This is a genomic window from Dermacoccus sp. CCH2-D9 (assembly GCF_001556795.1).
GTDB lineage: Bacteria > Actinomycetota > Actinomycetes > Actinomycetales > Dermatophilaceae > Dermacoccus > Dermacoccus nishinomiyaensis.
Map to the genome: position 1 here is coordinate 1 of NZ_LSJT01000041.1, position 22,396 is coordinate 22,396.

General features: G+C 71.0%; 20 protein-coding genes. 8 read left to right on the plus strand and 12 right to left on the minus strand.

The features are described from left to right. Nucleotides 1-18: 18 nt before the first annotated feature. Nucleotides 19-666 carry a TetR/AcrR family transcriptional regulator gene (locus AX669_RS02935; RefSeq protein WP_062256463.1) on the minus strand — a complete coding sequence of 216 codons (648 nt, stop codon included), beginning with the start codon at nt 664-666 and terminating at the stop codon, nt 19-21. A 103-nt stretch (nt 667-769) separates the two neighbouring features. On the opposite strand from AX669_RS02935, the gene AX669_RS02940 reads away from it, so the two are divergent. Both AX669_RS02940 and AX669_RS02945 read left to right on the plus strand, forming a co-directional pair. Then, nucleotides 770-2,470 (plus strand): FAD-binding oxidoreductase, encoded by a 1,701-nt coding sequence (locus AX669_RS02940; protein WP_062256465.1) that lies wholly within the window; start codon nt 770-772, stop codon nt 2,468-2,470. Then, nucleotides 2,467-3,363, plus strand: coding sequence for a diacylglycerol kinase family protein (locus AX669_RS02945; RefSeq protein WP_062256467.1), 897 nt, complete (start codon nt 2,467-2,469; stop codon nt 3,361-3,363). The genes AX669_RS02940 and AX669_RS02945 overlap by 4 nt, the downstream gene beginning before the upstream one ends. Before the next feature lie 20 nt (nt 3,364-3,383). Here the strand turns inward: AX669_RS02945 and crtI are convergent, their stop codons facing one another. From crtI to AX669_RS02985, 8 genes are all read right to left on the minus strand, one after another. Continuing rightward, nucleotides 3,384-4,865, minus strand: coding sequence for a phytoene desaturase family protein (crtI, locus tag AX669_RS02950; protein ID WP_062256470.1), 1,482 nt, complete (start codon nt 4,863-4,865; stop codon nt 3,384-3,386). Beyond that, a complete protein-coding gene (gene idi, locus AX669_RS02955) occupies nt 4,862-5,581 on the minus strand; it encodes an isopentenyl-diphosphate Delta-isomerase (protein WP_074039754.1) in 720 nt (239 codons plus the stop codon). Before idi ends, crtI begins: the two co-directional genes overlap by 4 nt. Before the next feature lie 55 nt (nt 5,582-5,636). Then, nucleotides 5,637-6,845: a polyprenyl synthetase family protein gene (locus AX669_RS02960; RefSeq protein WP_062256472.1), complete on the minus strand. Its 1,209-nt coding sequence runs from the start codon at nt 6,843-6,845 to the stop codon at nt 5,637-5,639. Beyond that, complete coding sequence (locus AX669_RS02965) at nt 6,842-8,587, minus strand: FAD-dependent oxidoreductase (protein WP_062256474.1); 1,746 nt, start codon at nt 8,585-8,587, stop codon at nt 6,842-6,844. The genes AX669_RS02960 and AX669_RS02965 overlap by 4 nt, the downstream gene beginning before the upstream one ends. Then, nucleotides 8,584-8,901 carry a lycopene cyclase domain-containing protein gene (locus tag AX669_RS02970; protein ID WP_038566746.1) on the minus strand — a complete coding sequence of 106 codons (318 nt, stop codon included), beginning with the start codon at nt 8,899-8,901 and terminating at the stop codon, nt 8,584-8,586. The genes AX669_RS02965 and AX669_RS02970 overlap by 4 nt, the downstream gene beginning before the upstream one ends. 1 nt (nt 8,902) lies before the next feature. Beyond that, nucleotides 8,903-9,373, minus strand: coding sequence for a lycopene cyclase domain-containing protein (locus AX669_RS02975; protein ID WP_040014990.1), 471 nt, complete (start codon nt 9,371-9,373; stop codon nt 8,903-8,905). Between the two features lie 31 nt (nt 9,374-9,404). Continuing rightward, the gene (locus tag AX669_RS02980) at nt 9,405-10,430 is read right to left on the minus strand and encodes a DUF5914 domain-containing protein (RefSeq protein ID WP_062256476.1); all 1,026 of its coding nucleotides are present in this window, start codon (nt 10,428-10,430) and stop codon (nt 9,405-9,407) included. A 79-nt stretch (nt 10,431-10,509) separates the two neighbouring features. After that, complete coding sequence (locus tag AX669_RS02985) at nt 10,510-11,469, minus strand: phytoene/squalene synthase family protein (RefSeq protein WP_062256604.1); 960 nt, start codon at nt 11,467-11,469, stop codon at nt 10,510-10,512. Between the two features lie 327 nt (nt 11,470-11,796). Between AX669_RS02985 and AX669_RS02990 the strand changes: the two genes are divergently transcribed. Together AX669_RS02990 and AX669_RS02995 are read left to right on the plus strand one after the other, a co-directional pair. Then, nucleotides 11,797-13,011: a glycosyltransferase gene (locus AX669_RS02990; RefSeq protein ID WP_062256479.1), complete on the plus strand. Its 1,215-nt coding sequence runs from the start codon at nt 11,797-11,799 to the stop codon at nt 13,009-13,011. A gap of 37 nt (nt 13,012-13,048) precedes the next feature. Further along, a complete protein-coding gene (locus AX669_RS02995) occupies nt 13,049-14,677 on the plus strand; it encodes a glycosyltransferase family 39 protein (RefSeq protein WP_197418841.1) in 1,629 nt (542 codons plus the stop codon). 115 nt (nt 14,678-14,792) lie between these two features. Here the strand turns inward: AX669_RS02995 and AX669_RS03000 are convergent, their stop codons facing one another. After that, on the minus strand, nt 14,793-15,515 hold the full coding sequence (locus tag AX669_RS03000; protein WP_156444898.1) for a hypothetical protein: 723 nt from the start codon (nt 15,513-15,515) through the stop codon (nt 14,793-14,795). A 235-nt stretch (nt 15,516-15,750) separates the two neighbouring features. Here AX669_RS03000 and AX669_RS03005 point away from each other — a divergent pair, with 235 nt between their 5' ends. Together AX669_RS03005 and AX669_RS03010 are read left to right on the plus strand one after the other, a co-directional pair. After that, entirely contained in the window at nt 15,751-17,166 is a 1,416-nt protein-coding gene (locus AX669_RS03005) for a tryptophan-rich sensory protein (protein ID WP_062256606.1), read from the plus strand. Continuing rightward, nucleotides 17,166-17,888, plus strand: coding sequence for a CPBP family intramembrane glutamic endopeptidase (locus tag AX669_RS03010; protein WP_062256485.1), 723 nt, complete (start codon nt 17,166-17,168; stop codon nt 17,886-17,888). Before AX669_RS03005 ends, AX669_RS03010 begins: the two co-directional genes overlap by 1 nt. A gap of 203 nt (nt 17,889-18,091) precedes the next feature. On the opposite strand, the gene AX669_RS03015 is transcribed toward AX669_RS03010, so the two are convergent. Then, nucleotides 18,092-18,733 (minus strand): DUF3253 domain-containing protein, encoded by a 642-nt coding sequence (locus tag AX669_RS03015; RefSeq protein ID WP_231729382.1) that lies wholly within the window; start codon nt 18,731-18,733, stop codon nt 18,092-18,094. 322 nt (nt 18,734-19,055) lie between these two features. Here AX669_RS03015 and AX669_RS03020 point away from each other — a divergent pair, with 322 nt between their 5' ends. Then, nucleotides 19,056-20,240 (plus strand): glycosyltransferase, encoded by a 1,185-nt coding sequence (locus tag AX669_RS03020; protein WP_062256489.1) that lies wholly within the window; start codon nt 19,056-19,058, stop codon nt 20,238-20,240. A gap of 210 nt (nt 20,241-20,450) precedes the next feature. Here the strand turns inward: AX669_RS03020 and AX669_RS03025 are convergent, their stop codons facing one another. Then, nucleotides 20,451-21,512 (minus strand): GNAT family N-acetyltransferase, encoded by a 1,062-nt coding sequence (locus AX669_RS03025; protein WP_062256491.1) that lies wholly within the window; start codon nt 21,510-21,512, stop codon nt 20,451-20,453. Nucleotides 21,513-21,549: 37 nt separating this feature from the next. Between AX669_RS03025 and AX669_RS03030 the strand changes: the two genes are divergently transcribed. Continuing rightward, nucleotides 21,550-22,272 (plus strand): GNAT family N-acetyltransferase, encoded by a 723-nt coding sequence (locus AX669_RS03030; RefSeq protein ID WP_231729383.1) that lies wholly within the window; start codon nt 21,550-21,552, stop codon nt 22,270-22,272. The last annotated feature ends 124 nt before the right edge of the window (nt 22,273-22,396 follow it).

Below are 22,396 nucleotides of genomic sequence, written 5' to 3' on the forward strand. Positions count from 1 at the left end.
GGCAGGGGGCGGTCGACATCAGGAGCGGCCTTCCGTGGGGGTGGTCCGGTGGTCAGAGGCTGCCGGGCTGGGCGCGAGGTACCCGTCGAGCAGATGGGCCGCCTCGACGAGCCACACCTGACGAGGGGCGATCTGCTCGAGCGGTCGACGACTGACGAGGTAGGGCATGAGCGCCTGCATCGCGCCCATCGCGAGGACGTCGGCCGGCGCATCGCGCACCGAGCCATCGAGCTGCGCGAGGGCGATCGCGGCGCTCAACGCGTCGAGAATGCTGCGCTGGCTGCGCCCGACACGTTCGACGAGATAGGGCAGGAGCAGTTCGGGGTCGTGCTCGATCAGCGCCTGCGTGAACTCCGTCGAGAGCGCCTCGAGCGTGGTGATCGCGGCGCGGACGATGACGTCGCGGGTGACGGCGCCCGCCTCGTCGTTTGCGGGTTCGCCCGCGGGTTCGTTCGCGGGAACCTGGGGCAGCGCGTCGCTTGCGGCGGCGGCGAAGTCGGCGACGAGGGCCTCGCGCACGAGGTCGTCGAGCGTCGCGCCACGTCGGTAGAGGGTGGCCCGACTCATGCCTGCGCGGCGGGCCACCGACGTCATCGTCGCGCGGCGAAAACCGTAGGCGATGACCTCCGCCCGCACTGCGGCCAGGATTGCATCGTCCTGCGTCATGCGTCCTCCTCGCTGTGCGGTCGCCGCCACGATTGGCCCGTCGAAACGATGAAACATTGAGACAAATCGTGAGTCAGTGTCTCACGCACGGCATGATGGAGACATGAAGGATGACGCGAACCTCGTCGAGACCGCCCCGCGCTCGGTGTGGCACGGCTGGGGAGACCCGCAGCTCAAGAAAGAACTCTCCCCGCTCGTCTGGCGCGGGTTGAAGCTCGCCAAGGGCATCGAACCGGCTGAGCAGGACACTCCGCCCGTCGCGCTCGACGACGTCGAGCTGCCCGCCTCCACCCTCGACGACGACGACCTCGCCGCCCTGCGCACACTCGTCGGCGACGCGCACGTCAGCGTCGAACGACGCGAGCGCATCGAGCACGCCGGGGGCAAGAGCTACCCCGACCTGTACCGGCTGCGCACCGGCGACGGCAGTCACGCGCCGGACGCCGTCGTGTTTCCCGCCGACGGCAGCGAGGTCGTCGAGGTGCTGCGCCTCGCCGCGCAGCGTGAGATCGCCGTCGTCCCGTTCGGCGGTGGCACGAGCGTCGTCGGCGGTGTCGACCCCGTGCGCGGTCGGTTCGCGAGCGTCATCAGTCTCGACCTACGGCGCCTCGACGCCGTCGTCAGCATCGACGAGACGTCGCGCACCGCGACGCTCCAGCCCGGGCTGCGCGGCGCCCAGCTCGAAGCCGTGCTGCGTCCGCGCGGACTCACGCTCGGACACTTCCCGCAGAGCTACGAACAGGCAACGCTCGGCGGATATCTCGTGACGCGCAGCTCCGGGCAGGCGTCCTCCGGGTACGGACGGTTCGAGCAGAACGTCGTCGCCGTCACCCTCGCCACGCCCGAGGGCGAGCTGACGCTCGGCGGGCGGACTCCCAGCTCGGCGACGGCCGCCGGGCCGAAGCTCATCGACGTGCTCATCGGCAGCGAGGGCACGCTCGGCGTCATCACCGAGATGACGCTGCAGCTGCACGAGGGACCGACCGAGTTCGCTTACGAGACCTGGGCGTTCGACTCGTTCACCGACGGGTTCGACGCGTTCCGGGCGCTCGCGCAGGATCTCGGCCACGGCGTCATGCCGGACGTCAGCCGCCTCTCCGACGGTGAGGAATCACGCACGATCCTGGCCCAGTCGGCGCGAGGGCTCGCGGCGATGGCGACCTTCGCCGCGCGCGGCGCCCGCGAGCCGTCGCTCGGGGTGCTGCGTTGGGAGGACACCGACCGCACCACCCTGCGTCGGCGCCGGCGACAGGCGCACCGCGTGCTGCGCGCGTCGGGTGCGCGACGTGCGCCCGCGTCGATCGCCGAGCACTGGATCAGCCACCGCTTCCGCGGGCCCTACCAGCGCGACCACCTCATGGATCGCGGCATCTTCGTCGAGACGCTCGAGACGGCGACGACGTGGGCGAACCTGCCGACGCTCTACCGCGCGGTGCGCGATGCGATCAGCGCCGAGATCGGCCCGCACGCCGTCGTCCAGTGCCACGTCTCGCACCTCTACGACGGCGGCGCCTCGCTCTACTACACGTTCTTCTGCCGCGAGGAGAGCGACCCGCTCGCCCAGTGGCGCCGCGTCAAGACGGCCGCGAGCGACGTCATCGCGGCACACGGTGGCACGATCACGCACCACCACGCCGTCGGCACCGACCACCGCGCCTGGGCCGCTGACGAGATGGGCGAGCTCGGCGCGCGCATCCTGCGCGCGGTGAAGAACGAGCTCGACCCGGCCGGAATCCTCAACCCCGGCAAGCTCGTTCCGCCGGTCGACGACGCCCCCGACGCGTGCGAGGCCGGGGCGTCATGACGCGGCCCGTCACCCTGGTCGTCAACCCGGCTGCGCGCAAGGGTGCGACGCTGCGCATGATCGATCCGGTAACGGACATCCTGCGCGCGCACGGTTGGCACGTCGACGTCGTGGTCACGCGGTCGGCGGACCACGCGTCGCAGGTCGCCGCGGACGCGAGCGTCGACGACCTGCTCGTCACGCTCGGCGGCGACGGGCTCTACGGGCGGGTGGCCGCGGGCGCCGTCGTCAGCGGCTGCCTCATGGCGCCGTTGCCCGCGGGGCGTGGGCACGACCTCGTCCGCGCACTCGGGGGCCCGGGCGACGTGCGACGCGCCGCGCAGCTGCTCGCCGTCGCGCGCGAACGCCGCCTCGACGTCGGACTGGCCGGCGACGGCGACCCGTCGACCGCCACGGTCTTCCTCGGTGTGGCGACGCTCGGCTACGACTCGATGGCGAACACGTACGCCAACGACGCTCCGCGCGCGGTGCCGAGTTCGCTCGTCTACGCCTACGGCGGCGCTCGAACGCTCGTGCACGCGCGGCCGCGACCGTTGACGCTCGTCGTCGACGGGGTGACGCACGAGTTCACCGGGTGGAACGTCGCGATCGGCAACTCGGGGCGATTCGGCGCCGGGATGCGCGTCAACCCCGACGCGTCGATGAGCGACGGGTTGCTCGACGTCACCGTCGTCACCGACATCCCACGCTGGCACTACCCGGCGATGCTGCCGCGCCTGTTTCGCGGCACCCATGTCGACGGGGTACGTGTTCGAGCGCTGCGCGGACGCGAGATCCGCGTCATCACGCCCCACGTCGGGGATGTCTATGCCGACGGCGACCTGCTCGAGGCGTCGCCGACGACGTTCCGTGCGCTGCCCGACGCCCTGCGCGTCCTCGTGCCGGCGCCCTGAGACGCCTGAGCGTCGAGCCGTCAGCGCCCGACGTAGGCCTCGACGCGCGCCGCGGCGAGCTTGCCGCTGACGAGCACCATCGGCACGCCGACACCCGGCACGGTGCCGGAACCGGCGAAGAATACGCCGGGGCGGCGGCGTTCGACGTTCGGCGGGCGGAACGGGCCGGTCTGCAGGAACGTGTGGCTGAGCGCGAACGGCGTTCCCGCGGCCATACCCTGCGCCTGCCAGTCGGTGGGATCGACGAACTCGTCGGTGACGATCGTCGTCGGGTAGCCGGCGTCATCGAGGAAAGCGAGCAGTTCCTCCTTCATGCGCGGCCGCTCGGCCGCCCAGTCGACACGCCCGACGTCGAGGTTGGGTGCGGGCTCGAGGACGTACAACGTCGAACAACCCTCCGGCGCGGCGGTGGCGTCGTCACGAGACGGAATGGTGACGAGCCGCGACGGGTCCTGCATCCGCGTGCCGCGCACGAGCAGATCGTCGAACGACTCCTCCCACGCCGTGCCGAAGTGGATGTTGTGGTGCGCGGCGTCGCTCGGCACACCCTCGACCCCGAGGTGCCAGACGACCGCGGACGGCGAGTACGTCGCACGCTTCAGGACGGCCGGCGGTTCGAGGTCGTCGAGCAGCGTGCGGTAGGCGATGGGCAGGTCGGTCGTGCAGACGATCGCGTCACACGGCAGCCGCTCGTCACCACTCGGGCCGGACATCTCGACCCCGGCGACGGCGCCGTCAGCGCGGGTGAGGATGCGCGTCACCGTCGTGTCGTAGCGCTGTTCGACGCCTGCGCGCCCGAGCGCACGCGCCATCGCCTCGGGCACCTCGCGCATGCCGCCGGCCGGGAACCAGACACCCTCGATCGAGTCCATGTACGTGATGACGGCGTACAGCGCGAGCGCCTTCTCCGGCGCGAGACCTGCATACATCGCCTGGAACGAGAAGATGCGGTGCAGGCGTTCGTCGTCGAAGCGCTCGCGGATGACGGGCCCGAGGTGACGGAACCCGCCGAGCCTCACGAGCCGCGCGGCTGCAGCCGGGTTGCGTAGCAGGTCGAGGGGTGAGTCGAAGTTCGCGTCGATGAAGTGCGGCATCTCGACCTCGTAGAGCCGCCGCAGCCACGCGACGAAGTCGTCGAACGCCGCTGCGTCCTTCGCGCCGCACTCGCGCGCGATCTCCTCGCGCATCGCCTCGTGGCCGTGGCGGACGAAGATCGTCGAACCGTCCGCGTAGCAGGCGCGGTAGGCGGGGTCGAGCAGCGTCAGGTCGAGCACATCGTGTACGCCCACGCCGATCTGCGCGAGGGCTTCGTCGACGAGGTCGATCATCGTCAGGACGGTCGGGCCGGTGTCGAACGTGAACCCGTCCCGCTCGAGGCGGATGCCACGCCCACCCGCCTGCGCCTGCTTCTCGACGATGACGACGTCGTGCCCGGCGCCGCGCAGATGACAGGCTGCGGCCAGGCCGGCGAGGCCGGCTCCGATGACGACGACGCGACTCATGCGAGATCCTTCTCATCGAGGGGTTCGTGTTCTTCGTGCTGCGTGTGCTCGTGCGCGGTCTCATCGTGCGGGAGCGCGAGCGGCGAGAGGCCGTTCTCCCCCAGCTGCTCGGCGAGCAGCACGATCTGCTCGGCCGCCCACGGGCTGAGCAGCGCCGGAGTGCGACGCGCGAGGTGGACCGCGTCGGGCCAGGCGATCCAGGCCCACTCGCATACCTCGTCGGGGTGCGGTTCGAGCTGCGCCTGGTCGATGCGCCCCACCAGCACCGGGCAGATCTCGTGCTCGACGATGCCGGACGCGTCGACCGCACGGTAACGGTAGCTCGGCAGGACGACGCGCAACTGCGTCACATCCAGCCCGAGCTCTTCACGCACGCGCCGGCTCACCGCGTCCTGCGTGGGTTCGTCGGGGCGCGGATGCCCGCAACAGGTGTTCGTCCACACACCCGGCCACGCGACCTTCGTCAGCGCGCGACGGGTGAGCAGCAGGCGACCCGCGTCGTCGAGCAGGTAGCTCGAGAAGGCGCGATGCAGCGGCGTGTCACGGGTGTGCACCTCGGCGCGCGGGCACGTGCCGATCGCGGCGCCGTCATCGTCGAGCAGGACGACGACGTCGTCGGTCGCGGCCGGCACACCCGTAGTAGGAGCGGCGGGCGCGGCACCGAACGTCGCTTCCGCTGGCTTGCCGGGCGCGTCGATCATCGGCGTCTCGCGCATCGGGGGTGCTTCTTTCGAGTCGTCGGCGTGAGGTGCTGGATGATCCTGACGACGTTCACGCATCGCGCACCGCCAGTTCGTCGGCGAAACGCGTGAGTTCGTCACGCACCGCGCCCTGCGGCAGCGCCGCGAGAGCATCGAGGGCATCAGCGTGGCGATCGGCGATGCGGGCGACGGCCTGCGCGCGCACGCCCGCCGCGTCGAGGCGCTGCAACCAGGTGTGTGTCTCGGCCTCGTCGAGTGGTTCGCGACCCGGCGCCAGGCGTCGCGTCAGCTCGCCGTCGAGGGCCGAGTCGGCGAGGCCGAGGACGGTCGTCGGCTTGCGTTCGCGCAGATCCTCGCCCGCCGGTTTGCCCGTGACGGCGGGTTCGCCCCACAGGCCGATGATGTCGTCGGCGAGCGCGAACGCCTCACCGAGCGCGGCGCCGAATCGGCTCAGCCACGCCGGTGGCGCGCTCTCGCCGGCGAGCAACGCGCCGATCTCGAGGGGGCGCTGCACCGTGTACGCGCCCGACTTTGCGTGCGCGACGCGGCGTGTGCTCACCTCGTCGAGGCGTGCCTCGGCGGCGAAGACGAGGTCGAGCCGCTGGCCGGTGACGAGCTCGACGACCGCTGCGTCCCACGCGTCGGCCACGTGCTCCGGCAGAGCGCGGACGAGGCGGTTCGCGAGCGCGAACGCGAGATCACCGGCGAGAACGGCGACGCTGTCGCCGAGGCGCGCAGCGTCGGGGCCGTCGGGCTGAGCTGCGGCGGCTCTCACCTGGTGGTGCGCGGTCGGAGTGCCGCGTCGCGTGTCAGAGGCATCCATGACGTCGTCCTGCAGCAACCCGAACAGGTGCAACAACTCGAACGCCGCAGCGACACGAACGACAGCGTCGGTGGTCGCGGGGTCGTCGTCGGGGTTGGTGCACTCGCGCGCCGCCAGGTACCCGAGGCGGACGAGCCGGGGCCGCACGAGTTTGCCGCCGGCTGCGAGAAGATCACGCACGAGCGTCTCGAGCGACGATGCCTCGACCAGCGCTGACGAGGGCAGTCCGGCCGTCACCACACCGCCGGCGTCGGCCGCGAAGGCAAGGCTCTCGGCCAAGCGCGCCTGCACGGCGTCGAGAAAGCTGGCGGCATCGGTGAGACGGCACGCGTCGCTGCGGCGTCCTCCATCTCGACTCTCGGTGTCGCAGCGTCCCGCGGCGCGCCGCTCGCGCCCGAGTCCTTCGAGCCCGGAACGTCCGGCGTCGGGGGCGACGTCGTTCTGCCGTCCGCTCATCGGCCACGCCCTGACGAATCGCGACCTACCGTCGTGAGGCCACGCTCGCGCAGGCGCAGCGCCGCACGGGTGGCGCGCAGCGACCGCGGGAACCGCGCCCGCGTCGGCACGCTCCACAGCTCGTGCCCGGGCAACCCCCAGTGGCGCAGCAACGCGTTCGCGGCCTGGAAACCGGTCGTCGCCGCCCGCTCCATGAGCGCGACGGGCAGCTCGCAGCGCACGCCGTCACCGGCGAGGACGAGCTTCGGCTGCGGCGTGACGACGCCCGGGCGCGCGGCCCACTCGTCCGTACCGGCGAGGGGGCAGTCGGCCTCGACGAGCACCTCCTCGTGCACCGGCTCGCACCCGGTGAGCTCAGGGTGCAGGCGCTCGAGCTGATGTCGTAGGTCGGCGAGCACTTCGTCATCGGTGACGTCGTCGGGCACCGCGTAAGCATGCAGTTCGACGACGCTGCCGCAGCACCGCTCGGCCCACTGCGCGGCGCCGTCCTCGAGGTCGTGGACGAGAGAGACGTTGTCGAGATGGCCGTACGCGGCCGTGCCGACGAACGGCGTGCTGCCCGCCGCGACGGGGCAGTCGAACCACAGTCGCTGCACGATGAAACGAGGCGCCATCTCCCCGGTCAGCACGGACGCACGCCAGGCCTCGTCGCCGAGGTCGGTGCCGTCGACGAGACGCTGCAGCACGTCACGACTCGTCGCGATGACGACGGCGTCGGCGCGGAGCGAGCCATGGGCATCGTCACGGTCAATGGCGAAGTCAAGGCGGCCGCGACTCGCCTCGTCGGTACCCGCCGCACCCGCAGCCGCGCCGGCGCTGACACGGAAACCCTCGCCGTCGCGCTCGATCGACTCGACGCGACAACCCGTCACGACGTGCGCGCCGAGGTCCTCGAGGTAGGAGCGCAGCGGTCGCCACATCGTCGTGTCGAAGTCGTCGCGGCTGACGTCGAACAGCAGCCCCTCGCCGGAACCGAGGAAGTACATGTGGAACATGGCGACGAGTTCGCCGGCGGAGAAGTCGCGCGGGCCGGCGAAGAAGCTGCGTGCGAACACCTCGAGCGCGAGCGAGCGCATGCGTTCGGGGAACCGCAGCGCGTCGAGGGCGTCGGCGGCGCTCACCCCGTCGTAGCGCGAATACGTGGCGGGGAAATCGACGTCGAGCAGGTCGAGGGCGCGGTCGGCGTCAACGCGCGTCAGGTCGCGCAGACCGAACGAGGGGCTGCGGGCGACGAACGACAGGAAGTTGAGCGGCGGCCGCGTCGCGATCTGCGTGAACGAATCCTGCGTACCGTCCGCGTGACGCAGCGGGTAGTCGTCGACGGGGCGCAAGCATTCGAGGCTCGGGTCGACGCGGCGCAGCAGCGCGCGCAGGTTGTAGTACTGGCGGAAGAACGCGTGAAACCCGCGGCTCATCGTCGCTCGATCGTCCGGGGCGCCCGACGCGTCAGCGCCCCGGGTCGGCACGTCGACGGGCCAGCTGCGCACTCGGCCACCGAGGCTGCTCTCCGCCTCGATGAGCGTGACGCGCACGCCGCGCTCTGCCAGCCCGACGGCGGCGCTGATGCCGGCGATCCCACCACCCACGACGACGACGTGGGGGGCCGCGGCGTCCGCCACCCTCGACGCAGCAGGGCCGCCCCGACCGTCAGGCTCATGCCGTTCGGCCGCCGCATCACGTCCGGGGCGCCACGGCGGCACCCGTCGCAGCCCCGCCGTGAAGGCCTCGATCGTCGCGCTCATCGTGCGTTCTCCTTTCGGCGGCGGCCGTGGTGTTCCCACAGCAGGATCGTCAGCGTCACCATCGAGAAGCCGAACCCGAAGTCCTCGATCGGGATGTCCCACGGAAAGCGGATGCCGAGGAACTGATCGCGCCCGTAGAGGACGATCGGGTCGCTCAGCTTCGTCAGCCAGCCGTCGACGAGGATCTGGAACGCGAACACGATGACCATCGAGCACCAGTAGCGCGCCGAGGTGAAGATGCCGGTGCGCCAACGCCCTTCGAGAGCGACGACGCCGATCATCGACGCGACGGTCAGCACGGTGTACTCGGGCACGTCACACCTCCCTCGACGGGCGATGATCGCCTCGCGCGGACGAGCCATCAGCCGCCACATGGCGTCCCTCGCCCGCCCGCCCGTCCGAATCGACCCGGGCGAGAGCACTTCTCGCGCTCCCGCTCGAGCGCCACGAGGCGAGCAGGCGCAGGCAGAACCCGACGGCTCCGTACGTCAGCAGCCCGCAGATCGGGATGACGACGAAGAACACGAGCTCCTCGATCGGCATCGGGGTGAGCGGCACATCCCAACCCGACGTGAACCGCGGCGAGTACGACCAGTGATCGCGCACGATCCCGACGATGTCCCACACACTGAACAGCACGACGACGGGCAGCAGCGCCGCGAGCAACCGTCGCGGGCGTGAGTACACGCGGGCGCGCAGGACGAGTTCGAGCGGCAGCGTGATGAGCAGGCATCCACCCATGAGCAGCAGGTACTGATAGGGATCCCAGGACGCGGGCAGGCTCATGTCGCCCACCCCACCACGACGTCGGCCGCCGTCACGACTGCCCGTCCCTCGCGAAACCCGAACGCAGTTCGTAGCGACGCTCCGCGTACTCGAGGTCGTCGACCCACAACTGGCCCTGCGTGCGCAGCACGAGCGGGCGGATGAGCGGCGCGAATGCCCGCGCCGCACGGAAACCGGGGCGCTCGGAGTGCGCGATCGTCGCCTCGTGAATGACGCTGCGAGCCGGCTGCTCGGCGCTCGCCGGCTGCACGCACGTCGCGTGGGTCTCGACGGTGCTGCCGACGCCCTCGCCGTCGATGATCGTCATCGTGATCGTGCGGCTGTCGGCGCACGTGAACGCCGCGCGCACCGGAACGCCGTAGGTGTGGTTGAGGCGGAACGTCACGTCGGTGACGAGGCAGTCGTCGTCGCTCGCGTCCTCGTCGACGACGAGGTGGCTGAACGCGTATGGGTGGAACCAGGCCCCGTGCCACGGGTCGAGGCGATTCGCGATGACGTCGGACGTCTCGCAGCGCGCTTCACGCGTGTAGACCGCGACGAGCGCCTCGTCGAGTGGAGCGCGCGGGGGCAGCACCGGCGCATCGCTCGGCGTCTCGCCGTCGCTGGGCAACCGCACCCAGAACAGGACGCCGTCGTCGTGCGCGGGGTAGGTGAGCCATTCGCCCGGCCACTCGCTCGGCAGCCGCAGCCCGTGCCAGCGGCACAGCACGTCGCCGTCATCGGTGTGGCAGTTCTCCAGCAGCGCACCCATGTGCGGGCACGCGCCCGGCCCCGCGAGCGCCGAGCCGTCGGTGCCGCGCCACAACGCGATCTCGCGTCCGAGGATCGTGCGCACCGTCGAACGCCCCGCGACGACGTCCGTGCTCGCCGCCGCGACGTGCCAGCCACCCGCGTCCTGGGCGAGGGCGCGCGCCAGCATCCGCTCGATGCGGGGCACCGCGGCCTGACGCCACGTCGAGCGAATCTGCTCCTCCGGCGGCTGCGGGACGCGTCGGATCGGGTTGCGCCGCGCGATCTCGGCACGCAGTTCGGCGCGGTTGCGGGGCGGGCGTCTCATCTGCGGCTCCTTCGGCGAGTTTCGGTGGGCGAGGGGGTGCGGTGGGTCGAGCCGGTCTCCATCGTCGGGTGCACCTCGCTCATGACGCGGATGACGTCACGGCCGGCTCGTTCGCCACGGCCGATGACGAGGGCGCGACCGGCGCCGCAGTTCGGGCGCGTCCGGTGACGACGACGGCTCCCGCGATGGCGCTCTTGCGTGCTGCGGAGACGCGGTGGCGCGTGCTGAACACGTCGTAGTCGGCCGCCTCGATGAGGCACAGGATGCGTGAGTACATCGCGAGCGCCGCGCCGACGCACCGTCGCGACGAGGCAGGCAGGTGCGGCAGACCGGCTTCGGCGTCGTGGAACAGCGCGCGGTTTCGGGCGATCTGCTCGGCCATGAACGCGCGCCACTGCGAGGTGACGCGGCGCAGCCACGGGTCGGCGCCGTGCGCGGCGAGTTCGTCGGCGGGCAGGTAGACGCGACCGCGTTCGAGGTCTTCGCCGACATCGCGCAGGAAGTTCGTCAGCTGGAACGCGAGCCCCAGCGCGCGGGCCGGAGCGAACGCGGCCTCCCGCGAGCGCGGGCGCAGCACAGGCAGCATCATCTCGCCGATGACGGCGGCCGAGCCCTCCATGTACTCGTCGCGCAGCTGAGGCCACGACGCCCACGACGTGCGGACGAGATCGAGCTGCATGGCGCCGAAGAAGCGGTCGTAGCAACCGGAATCGAGGTCGAGACGCCGGGCGGTGTCGACGATGGCGGCGAACAACGGGTCGTCGCTGCGCCCCGCGGCGAGGTCGGCCTGGAAGCGCTGTTCGAACTGCGCGAGACGCTCCCCCGGCGGCAACGATGCGTCGAGGCCGTGCCCGGTGGCCTCCTCGGGCTCGTCGACGATGTCGTCGGCCAGGCGGCACAGGGCGTACAGGCCGTAGACGTCGCGGCGCTGCTGCGGCGGCAGGAACAGCGTCCCCCAGTAGTACGTCGTGCCGTGCATGCGGGTGATGTCGCGCGCCTGGCGGTAGCCATGCGTGAGGAGGGCCTCGGGGTCTGTCACGAGTGCCTCCACGGGTGGCGGGGTGTGAACGTCCATCGGCCGGTCGCAGGTGAGGGGGACCTGCTCGCGGGTCCGAACCATGAGCATAGCCGCCGACGCGCCGATGCGAGCGCCCCGGAGGCGTTGGAAAATCACGGAATTCGACCATGGGGGTTGGCGTTCGCGACCGTGCCGCGGCGACTCTGCGGGCCCGTTCGTGCCGTCGTGGCGGCACTACGATGAGGGCACCCGTCCGGCTATTCGAAGGTGTGCCATGCGATTCCGACGCCCGCGCGAACGCGACGCGAGCACCGAAACCCCGTGCGTTCACCCGTCGGAGCAAGCTGCATGAGGGTCGTCATCGCCGCCGCCGGCAGCCGCGGCGACGCCGTCCCGTTCGGGGTGCTCGCCGCGCGTCTCGTCGCCCGTGGGCACGACGTCACCGTCGTCACCCACGCGTCGCTCGCGCACGTCATGCCTGACGGCCCGCGCGTCGTGACGGTGGCGAGCGATCCGGGCGCCCTCCTCGCCGGCCCGGCGGGCACCGCACTGCGGCGTGGTGATCTGCGCGCGCTCAACCGCACGCGCAACGTGTTCGCCGAGTTCCTGCAGTCGTTCGGGCCGACCACGCGTGAGGCGCTCGCGGGCGCCGACGTCCTCGTCGCCTCCAGCTTCGCCATCGCCGCCGTCGACGAGGCGATGCGCGCCGACGTCCCCGTCGTCCGCGCGCACCTGTGGCCCGAGTTCGACACGCTCGACGGGCCGATGCCGCTGCTGCCGTACGCGTGGACGCTGCCCACCGGTGTGCGGCGTCGCGCGCGTGGAGCGCTGCGGCGCGTCGAACCGTACTTCGCGGGCGTCGACGGCGGATGGGCCGACGGCCGACTCGACCTGCGCGCCGCCCACCCCACGGGCCTGACGACGGCGACTCTTGGCTCGCTGCACGCGTACAGCCCGCTGCTCGCCGAGCCGGTGGACGACTCCCGCACTGTCGTCACGGGGTGGTGGCGCGAGGCGCCGCACGAGGGCTTGTCGGAGCGCACCCGGGCGCTGCTCGCCTCCGGCGACGAGTGGATCGCCGTCGGGTTCGGCTCGATGCACCAGAACTCACCGGGCCGCGTCGTCGACGTCGTCACCGAGGCGTGCCGGAGACTCGGCGTGCGCGCGCTCGTCCAGCTCGACGGTGCGCCGCGCGAGGCGGATGGCGTCGTCGTCGGCATCGATGACGAGCCGCACCACGCGCTGTTCGCGCAGGTGCGCGCCGTCGTCCACCACGGCGGGTCGGGGACGACGGGTACCGCGCTCGCCGCGGGCGCGCCCAGCGTCGTCGTCCCGCACTTCGCCGACCAGTACCACTGGGCGCACCGCCTCCACACGCTCGACCTCGCACCCGCGCCGCTGCCGCGTCGATTGCTCACCGCGGGGTTGCTGACGCGTCGGCTGCGCGCGGCGATGAGTGCTGGAATGCGCGAGCGTGCAGTGGATCTCGGACGTCAGGTGGCGACCGAGGACGGCGCGGGCGTGGCCGTCGCCGCCATCGAACAGTTCGTCGGCGGGGCATGACATGACGCCGTCCGCGTCGAGTTCATCGAGGTGGCGTGTGTCGGCGCGGTTCGTCGAGGCGCAGCCGTGGTGGCGCCCCGGTGCTCCGGCAGCGCTGGCCGTCATGATCGTGCTGCTCGCGACGTCGTCGCGCCACGGTTTTCACGGCGACGAGCTGTACTTTCGCATGTTGCCGCCCGCGTGGTGGTACGACGATCAGCCGCCGCTCACCGTCTGGCTCGCGCACGCAGCGGCGTCGGTGAGTGACGCGGTGTGGGTGCAACGGCTGCCGGCCGCGCTCGCGGCGGGGGCGGGCGCGCTCGTCGCGGGGCTGTTTCCGCGGCTTCTCGGCGCTGATGTGAGGGTGCAGCGCATCGCCGCGTGGGCGCATGCGTTCACCGTCTATCCGCTGCTCATGGGGCACGTCATGCTGACGGCGAGCCTCGATCTGCTCGCGTGGCAGCTCGTCGTGCTCGGTGTCGTCGCTGCGCTGACGGGGCGTCGCCATGCGCTGACGTGGGCCGGCGCGGCGGCTGGGGTGGCGTGCTGGAACAAGCTGCTCGTCCTCGTGCTCGTCGCGGCGGCCTTCGTCGCGCTCGCCGCGTGCGCCCGGTGGGTGCTGCGCACCCGTGACGCCTGGTGCGGCGCCGCGTTGCTCGTCGCGGTCGGCGGGTTCCAGGTGGGGGCGCAGATCGTTCACGGCGTGCCGATGCTCGACGTCTCGGCCGACCTCGTCGCCCGTCATGGGGCACTCAACCGGTGGCTCGTCGTGCCACTGCTCGTCGTGTTCGTCGGACCGCCGTTCGTGCAGGTCGCGTGGCGGGGGTTGTGGTGGCGCCCGGGAAGTCGTCGCGCCGCCCACCCCGGAGCTGACGACGGCCACGACGGCGGTGGGCGCGTCGAGGCGGGCGGCTGGCGCAGCGGTCCCGCTGACGACGCCCGCGTCAAGGCGTTCGGCGGCGTCACGAACGATCCTTTCTCCACCGACGACGGTCACGCCGGCCGCATCGCCCCGGACCCACCACAACAGCGCACCGGGCCGGTGTTCGCCGTCATGGCCGCGATCGTCCTTGTGTTAGCGCTCGTCTCCCCTGCGCAGCCCTACTACGCGGTCGCGGTGTTCTTTCCGCTTGTCGCGGTCGGTTGGGCGCGGGCGGCTGTGGACGAGGAGCACGTGTGGCGGCGCGCGCCCATCGTCGTGACGGCGAACGCCGTCGTCGCAGCCCTCATCTGCCTACCGATCGTGCCCGCTTCGTCACCGGCGTTCTCCATCGTCTCCGCCCTCGACCCCATGCAGCGCGACCAGACCGACTGGCCGTCACTCGCCGCCCAGATGGCGACAGCCCGTCCGACGGGTGCGGCCATCGTCACCGATTCGTATGCCCTCGCCGGAGCTGCACATCAGTACGGCCCTGCGCTCGGGGTGCCGCGTGCCGACGTTGCCTCGTGGCACAACGCGCTCTGGAGCCTCGGGCCGCCACGCAGCGACGGGGACACGCACGACGTCCTCGCCGTCGGTGGGGACGAGCACCGCATCCGTGCGGCGTTCACACGCTGCGACCCCGCTGGACGGCTCATCGCGCCGCACGACCCGTTCGGCCTCGACGGCACGACGATGCTGCGATGTTCCGACCCGCGAGGAGGATGGGGCGCCGTCTGGCCGACGTTGCGCCGCCTCGGCGGTTGAGGCGCACTCCCCTACTCCTCGTGTGGCGCGGCGCGCGTCCAAGGCCGCGATGTTGCCCACTTCTTGGGGCGCGGGCGCCGTGACACCCGGGCAACATCGAGGGAGGCGGGGTGTGTCAGGGTGCGGTGATGTCGCGCGGGCGTCGCAGCAGGTCGAACGCCACGACGACGAGAGCAACTGCGAGCGCCAGCAGCGAGACGCCCTCCGCCACCCCGCGCGGGATGAGCGCCGGCGCCGGCATGACGTGGTCGAGACTCATGAGCGACGACACGGCACCCAGCGCCCCGAGCGCGCGCGTCAGCGTGTGACGGGGCTCGCGCTCGCTCGCGAACCGATCGTGATCCCCTCGTGAGTCGGCCGACCGCACCCCCACCAGCCCATGTGCGAGCAACAGGACGGACGGCGCCGGCAGCGCGAGCACGCCGCCCACCATGTGCACCCCGATGGCTCCGTCAGCGGGAAAGACCGCGACCCACACGAGTCCGACGCCGAGGCAGACGAGCGCCGCCGTCAGCAATCGTCCGAGTCGATCGTGCGTCAGAACCCCCGCCGTCAGGATGCAGGCTCCTGCGACGCCCACGGCGACGTTGAAGAGGTCGGCGCGCGGCGAGCAGACCCAGAATCCGTGCCAGTCGCGGCAGATCGTGCGTCCGAGGTCGCTGATCATCGCGCGCCGCCAGGAGAACGACGCACCCCGAGCATGCACCGCCGCGACGTACGCGCCCACGCACAGCACGAGCCCGAGGACGAGCAATGCCGCCGCCGAACGCTCGCGCCGAGCCGAGCGGCGCTCGACTCGGAGCGGCGGGTGCGAGGGCTCGCCCTGAGGTTCGGACACGTCGAGGAGTGTAGGCCGCAGCCGCCCAGCCCCCTCTGGGCGCCGGCAGGCTGGAATGACGGCGAACCGTTCCCCACGCACCGCGGCGCTCAGGTGCGCCCGCATGAGCGGCGCAGCTGACGCCCGCGCTGAGCAACCCCGCTGTGACCGGCGCCGCTGACGCCGACGTCAGGTACGACTATCCTGAAATTCCAACGTGATCCACGCGCATTCCTCGATGAAACGGATGGACTTCATGACCTCTCGCCTCGCCCTCGTCACCGGGGCCACCGGATACGTCGGCGGCCAGGTGGCCGCTGAACTCGTCGAGCGGGGATGGCGCGTGCGCGTGCTCAGCCGCAGCGAGAAGAAGGTGCGTGCGCTGCCGTGGGGCGAGCACGTCGAGGTCGTCGAGGGTGACGCGTCCGAGGCCTCCGACGTCGCGCGCGCCATGCAGGACGTCGACGTCGCCTGGTACCTGCTGCACTCGATGAGCACGTCCGACGACTTCGTCTCCGAGGAGAAGGAGATGGCCTCGACGTTCGCCGACGCCGCCCGCGACGCCGGCGTCTCGCGCATCGTCTACCTCGGTGGCCTGCACCCGGACGACGAGGACGTCGAGCAGTTGTCCGACCACCTGCGCTCGCGCGTCGAGGTGGGCCACGTGCTCATCGACTCCGGCGTTCCGACGGCGGCGCTGCAGGCGGGCGTCGTCATCGGTGACGAGTCGTCGTCATTCATCATGCTGCGCAACCTCAGCGAGCGCCTGCCCGGCGCGATCGCGCCGAAGTGGATCAAGAACCGCATCCAGCCGATCGCCGTCGCCGACGCCGTGCACTATCTCGTCGGTGCCGCCGACCTGCCCGCCGACGTCAGCCGCACCTTCGACATCGGCGGCCCCGAACCGATGCCGTACGGCGACATGATGAAGCGCTACGCGAAGGCGACGAAGCGCTGGCTGCCGCGCATCGTGGGCACCGCGCCGGTGACGACGGCCGGACTCGCCGGGCACTGGATCGGCCTCGTGACGCCCGTCTCCAGCAGCCTGGCGGCGCCGCTCATCGGCAGCCTGCAGCACGACACCGTCGTCCACGAACGCGACCTCGACGACCTCGTCGGCGCACCTCCGGGCGGTCACACGACGTTCGAGGATGCCGTGCGCGCGGCCGTGAAGGACCTCGACACCTCGCGCTGGGTACGCACGCTCGGGCTGACGTCCGCCGCCGTCGCCGCGACCGCCGTCGCCGGCTCGCTGCTGACCGACCCGAAGTCGGCGTGGTACCGCACGCTGCGCAAGCCGGCGATCCAGCCGCCGCCCGCCGCGTTCCCGATCGTGTGGAGCGCGCTCTACACCGACCTCGCGCTCATCTCGAGCCTGACGATCGCCGACCTCGCCGAGACGGGCCGCACCAAGGAACAGCGGGCGTACATCGCGGCGCTCGCCGCGAACCTGGCCCTCAACGTCGGCTGGAACGGCACGTTCTTCGCCGCGAAGAAGCTGCGTCCGGCGGTGCTGGAGGCTGCGGTGCTCGCCGCCAGCTCGGCCGACCTCGTGCGCCGCGCGCACAAGGCCTCGCCGGAGAAGGGCGTCGTGCTCGCGCCGTACGCGGCGTGGACGGGGTTCGCCACCGTCCTCAGCGCCGTCATCGCCCGTCGCAACCCGGGACGCTGATGGCGACATCGCACCGCTCACCTCGCCACGTCTTCGGCGCCGCGCTCGCAGGGGCACGCGACGTCGAACTACGTGACGCCGCAACCGATCCCGTGCCCGAGCATCGTCTCGGGGCGACGCGGGTGATCATCGGCGCGACGGGCGTCGCGGCCGCCGTCGCACTGTCGTGGTCGCTCAATCTCGAGCCGGGGCAGGCCCTGTTCTACCCGGCGACGTTCCTCGTCGCCGTCATCTACGGAGCGGGGATCTTCGCGGCCGGCCGGGTCGGGGCGACCAGGCTGCGCTGGCGCGCTGACGGACGCGAACTGCTCGAGGCGTTCGGCATCGGCATCGCGTTGGCGCTGTTGTTCGTCGTCGGCGCGTTTCTCGTGCGCTTCATCCCGGCGCTGCGCGACCCCGTCTCGCACCTGCTCGACCATGCCCGCAAGGGCAGCCTGCCGATCGTCGCACTGACGACGGCCGTCAACGGCATCGCCGAGGAGGTGTTCTACCGAGGCGGGCTCTGGCGCGTGCTGTCGCCGAGGAAGCGCGTGCTGTGGACGACGGTCGCCTACACCGCCGTCACGGCCCTGACCGGCATTCCGCTGCTCGCACTCGCCGCGGCGATGCTCGGCTTCGTCGTCGCCGTCCTGCGTCAGCAGTCGGGCTCGCTCGCGGGGCCGATCGTCACGCACCTGACGTGGTCGATGCTCATGCTGTTCGTCCTGCCGCACGTCGTGTAGTGAGATCGGCCGCCCGACGCCCTTGACGTGGGTGTCCCCCCTCTGCGATCTACGGTGGATGTCAACCTGTGGTGCCAGGCTGACACTCACGGCGGCGTCGGGGGACGGTCGCGGCGGATCTCGAGTGATACGCCCGTCGTCAGACTGAGCGTCAGCGATTTTCGCCCGACATCGCGTCGGCAGCGACGCGATGTCGGGGAACATCACGACGTGGGGCGCTCCCCAGCGTCACCACGAATGTCATCGTCAGCGCCACCGTCGGCAAAGATGATCCTGACGGGCCCGCGAGCTGTCTCGTCGACGGCCTTGCCCTTCTGGGTGACGAGCACCTCGCCTGCCGCTCGCATTCGATGCGTCACGGCGCGGACGGCGGGCATGAGGTCGCGCCACCCGTCATCGCCGTTCGTCGCATCGCTGCCCCCGGTAGTGGTCGACTCGCCTCCGACTTGGGTCGCCGTCTCGTGGCCACTAGCCTGCGAAATACCGCCGCCATGGATGTCAGTGTGCGCGCCGCTGCCGACCACGCGCGCGACGTCGCTGGGGCAGATGCTCTTGCCGGCGCGATGACGCAGCAGCGCGCGGATCGTCGCTTCGATGCGGACGTCGCGTTCGTCGTCGGACGGAGTAGTCCACCATTCGTAGCCCCGTTCGCCGAGAGCGATCTTGGCCGCCTGCACGCGCGGTCGGGCGTGCTCGGCGTCCGTGCGCACGAGGCGACGGGCGGCCATCAGTTCGTCGACGAGTTCTTGCCGCAGCTTCGGCGGGATGCCGGGGTCGGACGCGCGCCAGCGTCGACCGTTCACGACGATGTAGCGACCGTCCGGGGTGCGCTCGGGTTCACTCACCCGCCCACTGTGACGGCCCACGCCGCCGCGTGTCCACCGGAGCACGTCTGACATGCCCGCGCCGATGAAGACGGGGCTGCCTCGCGCCGCCTCCCCGGGGCCTGGCTCATGTCGGCGGCACCGTCTGACTGCAGATGCGCGATGCACTTGTCAGGCCGAGGGACGATCGTTGCCCGGATTGGCGTCGAACATGACGCGAATCCGGGCAACGATGATCCGTCAACGGGCGAGCCTGCGGGTAGGGTGACGGCGCCCGCCCTCGGTCGCGTTCACTGTGTCGTGCTCAGTGTCGTAGCCGATGAGATCGCCTCCAGGAGAAGCCATGATTCGTGTCGCGTCGGTTCCGGCCGATCACTCCTACGTCGCGCACCTCTCCCCGACCGGCGAGACACCAGGCGACGGGTGCGACGAGGTGATCCGCCTGCCCGACCCGCTCGTCATCGCTGACGACGGCTCGACGCGCTGGTGGCCGCCGCGCATCCTCGATCCGGCCTGGCTACGCGAGCATGCCGGCGAATTCGACGTGCTGCACGTCCACTTCGGGTTCGAGTCGTTCAGCCCTGAGCACCTGCGCGAGGTCGTCGAGGTGGCGCACGAGCTGGGCAAGGGCGTCGTCGTCACGGTGCACGACCTGCGCAACCCGCACATCAAGGACCCGGCGGCGCAGCTCAGCCGACTCGACGCGCTCGTGCCGGCGGCTGACGCCGTCATCACGCTGACCCAGGGCGCGGCTGATGCGATCCAGGCTCGCTGGGGTCGCGACGCCGTCGTCGTGCACCACCCGCACATCGTGCCGCTGGACGTGATGGCCACGCTCCTGCTCGATGACACTTCCTCTCGGACGAACCGCGCCGACGCGCGGTCGAGCGACGACAGCACAGCGGCGCCCGCGCGAAATGATCGTCGGCGAATCGGCTTGCACCTCAAGAGTCTTCGCACGAACGTCGACGCAGCGGGAGCGCTCGACGCGCTCGCCCTCGTCGCCGATGAGCGGCCTGACGTCGAGATCGTCGTGACGATGCACCGCGCCGTTGCGGACCCGACCGATCGCGGTCACGACGCCTGCGTCGTCGAGCGCGCCGAGGCGCTGGCGGCGCGCGGCGCCATCACGCTCGTCCTGCACGAGCCGATGGATGACGCGACGCTGTTCGCGTTCGTCGGCGGCCTCGACGTCAGCGTCATGGCGAACGTCTGGGGCACCCACTCGGGGTGGATCGAGATGTGTCACGACCTCGGCGTGCGCGTCGTGGCACCGAACATCGGGTTCTACGGCGAACAGCACGCGCCCGTCCTCTACGATCTCGCGGGCAGGGGCGATGAGGCCGAGGACGGTGATGCCGCCAGTGAGGACGCCACCGTCGACGCTCGCAGGCTTGCCGACACGATCCTGGTCGCCGTCGACCAAGGGCGCGCTGCCCCGGCCGACGTCGCCGAACGCCGCGACGAACGCGATGCCGGAGCACGCGTTCACTCCGAGATCTACCGCGCCAGCATTCCCACTCGTTGACGCGACGTCGCCCCTGGCGCGTCTGTGAGCGACATACGTCGCGTGCCTTAATGTGCACGAAATTCGCGATTTTCGTCCACCTCTGCGAGCCGCGTCCCGGTCTGCGGATCCTCGTCACATCGGCGATGTCGTGGTCACCAGCGCTGCTCCGTCGCCCCCCCCGCGGACTCTATGACGCTCCAGTCGCGCCGTTGACCCGTCGGCCAATCGTCAGTGCGGCACCGAGCTGTTCTCCGCTGACACCGTCGTCGGCACGGTGCTCGCCACGGGCGCCGACGAGTCCGCGCTGTCCTGCGGGCCTCGAGCCCGCTGCGTCTGACGACGTTCCGCGAGATGTTCGCGGGCTTCGAGGGCACGTCGCGCTCCGGGCACGATGTCGCGTTCCCAGGTGCCGAGGTGGGTGACGTCCTCGCCACCGAAGGAACGCTTGAAGGCGCTGAATCCCGCCCAAGGATGGTTCGGCTCGTCCGGTGGTGCGAGGCCGAAGAGGTCAGCGGTCCGAATGCCTGCGTCGTGGGCGTCGAGCAGCGCGCGCGTGATGAGGGGCTGGTTCGGACGCAGTTTTCGATGCTCCACGGGCATCGCGGCGTGGGCGAAGAGCCGTTGGGTGGGGCTGTCGTAGACGAGGGTGGCGCACAGCGGGGCGCCGTCCTTCCACGTCGAGTAGAGGGTCGCCGCGTCCACCGGCATCATCGCGGAAGCCACTGCGTGCAGGTAGCTGGCCGAGCGGGCGACGATGTGCTTGTGCCCCGCAGCCTGCGACAGGAACGCGGCGAGGATGGTGACGTCGTCCGGGTTGCGGCTCGTCCGCACCTCCAGGCCCTTCTTCGCGTGGTTGCGGTGAATCGTGCGGATGCTGCCCGTCGCCGCGGCGAGGATGGCGTCCGGGCCCGGAGTCAGGTCGATGAGGCGAGTGTGCTTCGGTTGGTGATCGTGCAGCGCCGGGTGGAATCTGTCTGCCTCGAGCACGTCCCGCCACAGCGGCAGGTCCGACCAGAGGGCCTCGCGTTCGCTGCTGCGCGGCTCGACGCGAACCCACCAGGCTCGCCGTCGACGAGCATGGGCGTGGATGGCGCGCAAGGCGTCGTCGAGTGCGCCGGCGTCACGGCAGATCGGCCCGTACGGCACGTACAGGTAGGAGCCGACCGCGCGCTTCTCCTCGACGCACAGTGCCGACCACCCGTCTCCCTGCAGTGTCGACGTCTGCTTGCCGAGCTTGCGTTGGACATTGGCCCACGCGTCGGTCTGCAGTGGCGATTCGAGCGAGAACATTCGAGGTTCCGATCATCGGGGCGATAACGCTCAGGCGATGTGCAGCACGGACGAAGACCGCGAGGCAACTTCCCGACCGTATCGCGAGACTCACCCCCTGACCGCGCATCCTGAGCCTTCGGCATGTCACCCGGTTGCCGCTGATCGCCGATGGGGAGAGAGTGAGACCATGCTCCCCGCCGAACTGCCGAACCTGGGGGACGGACGTGTCACCCTTCGCGCTTTCGTGAACGATGACGTGGATCTGGTTCGCAGCGTTGCCCGCGACCCGCTGATTCCCCTCATCACGACCGTCCCCGCGAGCGGTTCCCATGACGACGCGCTGAGTTACATAGCGCGTCAGCACGAGCGACTACGGACCGGCGCCGGGTACTCCTTCGCCATCACCGACCAGCACGATCAGTGCATCGGCAACATCGGCCTGTGGCTCAGCTCCATCCACCAGGGGCGTGCCTCGACGGGGTACTGGCTGGCGCCGGCGTTCCGGGGACGCGGCTACGCGAAGCGCGCACTTGCCATCCTGAGCGGTTGGGCCGAGACGCTCGAAGACGTGGCCCGCCTCGAGCTCTACGTCGAGCCGTGGAATGAGGCGTCATGGCGTTGCGCCGAGGCCTGTGGTTTCGAACGCGAAGGACTGCTGCGTTCCTGGCAGCAGGTGGGCGATTCGCGCAAGGACATGTTCATGTACAGCCGCATCCGCGTCGATGAAAGCGCCCAGGCTGAGGCCTCCCCGCGGAGCGGCGGCGGCGACGGCGCGTAGTCGGCCCGTCCGCGCTCTTCGTCTCGGTGGCGATGCGTCACCCCGCGGTACGAATGTGGACGGGATTCGCAGATGGGGACGTAGATCGCAGGATGGCCCCGGCGCGCCGTGTACAACTGCGATT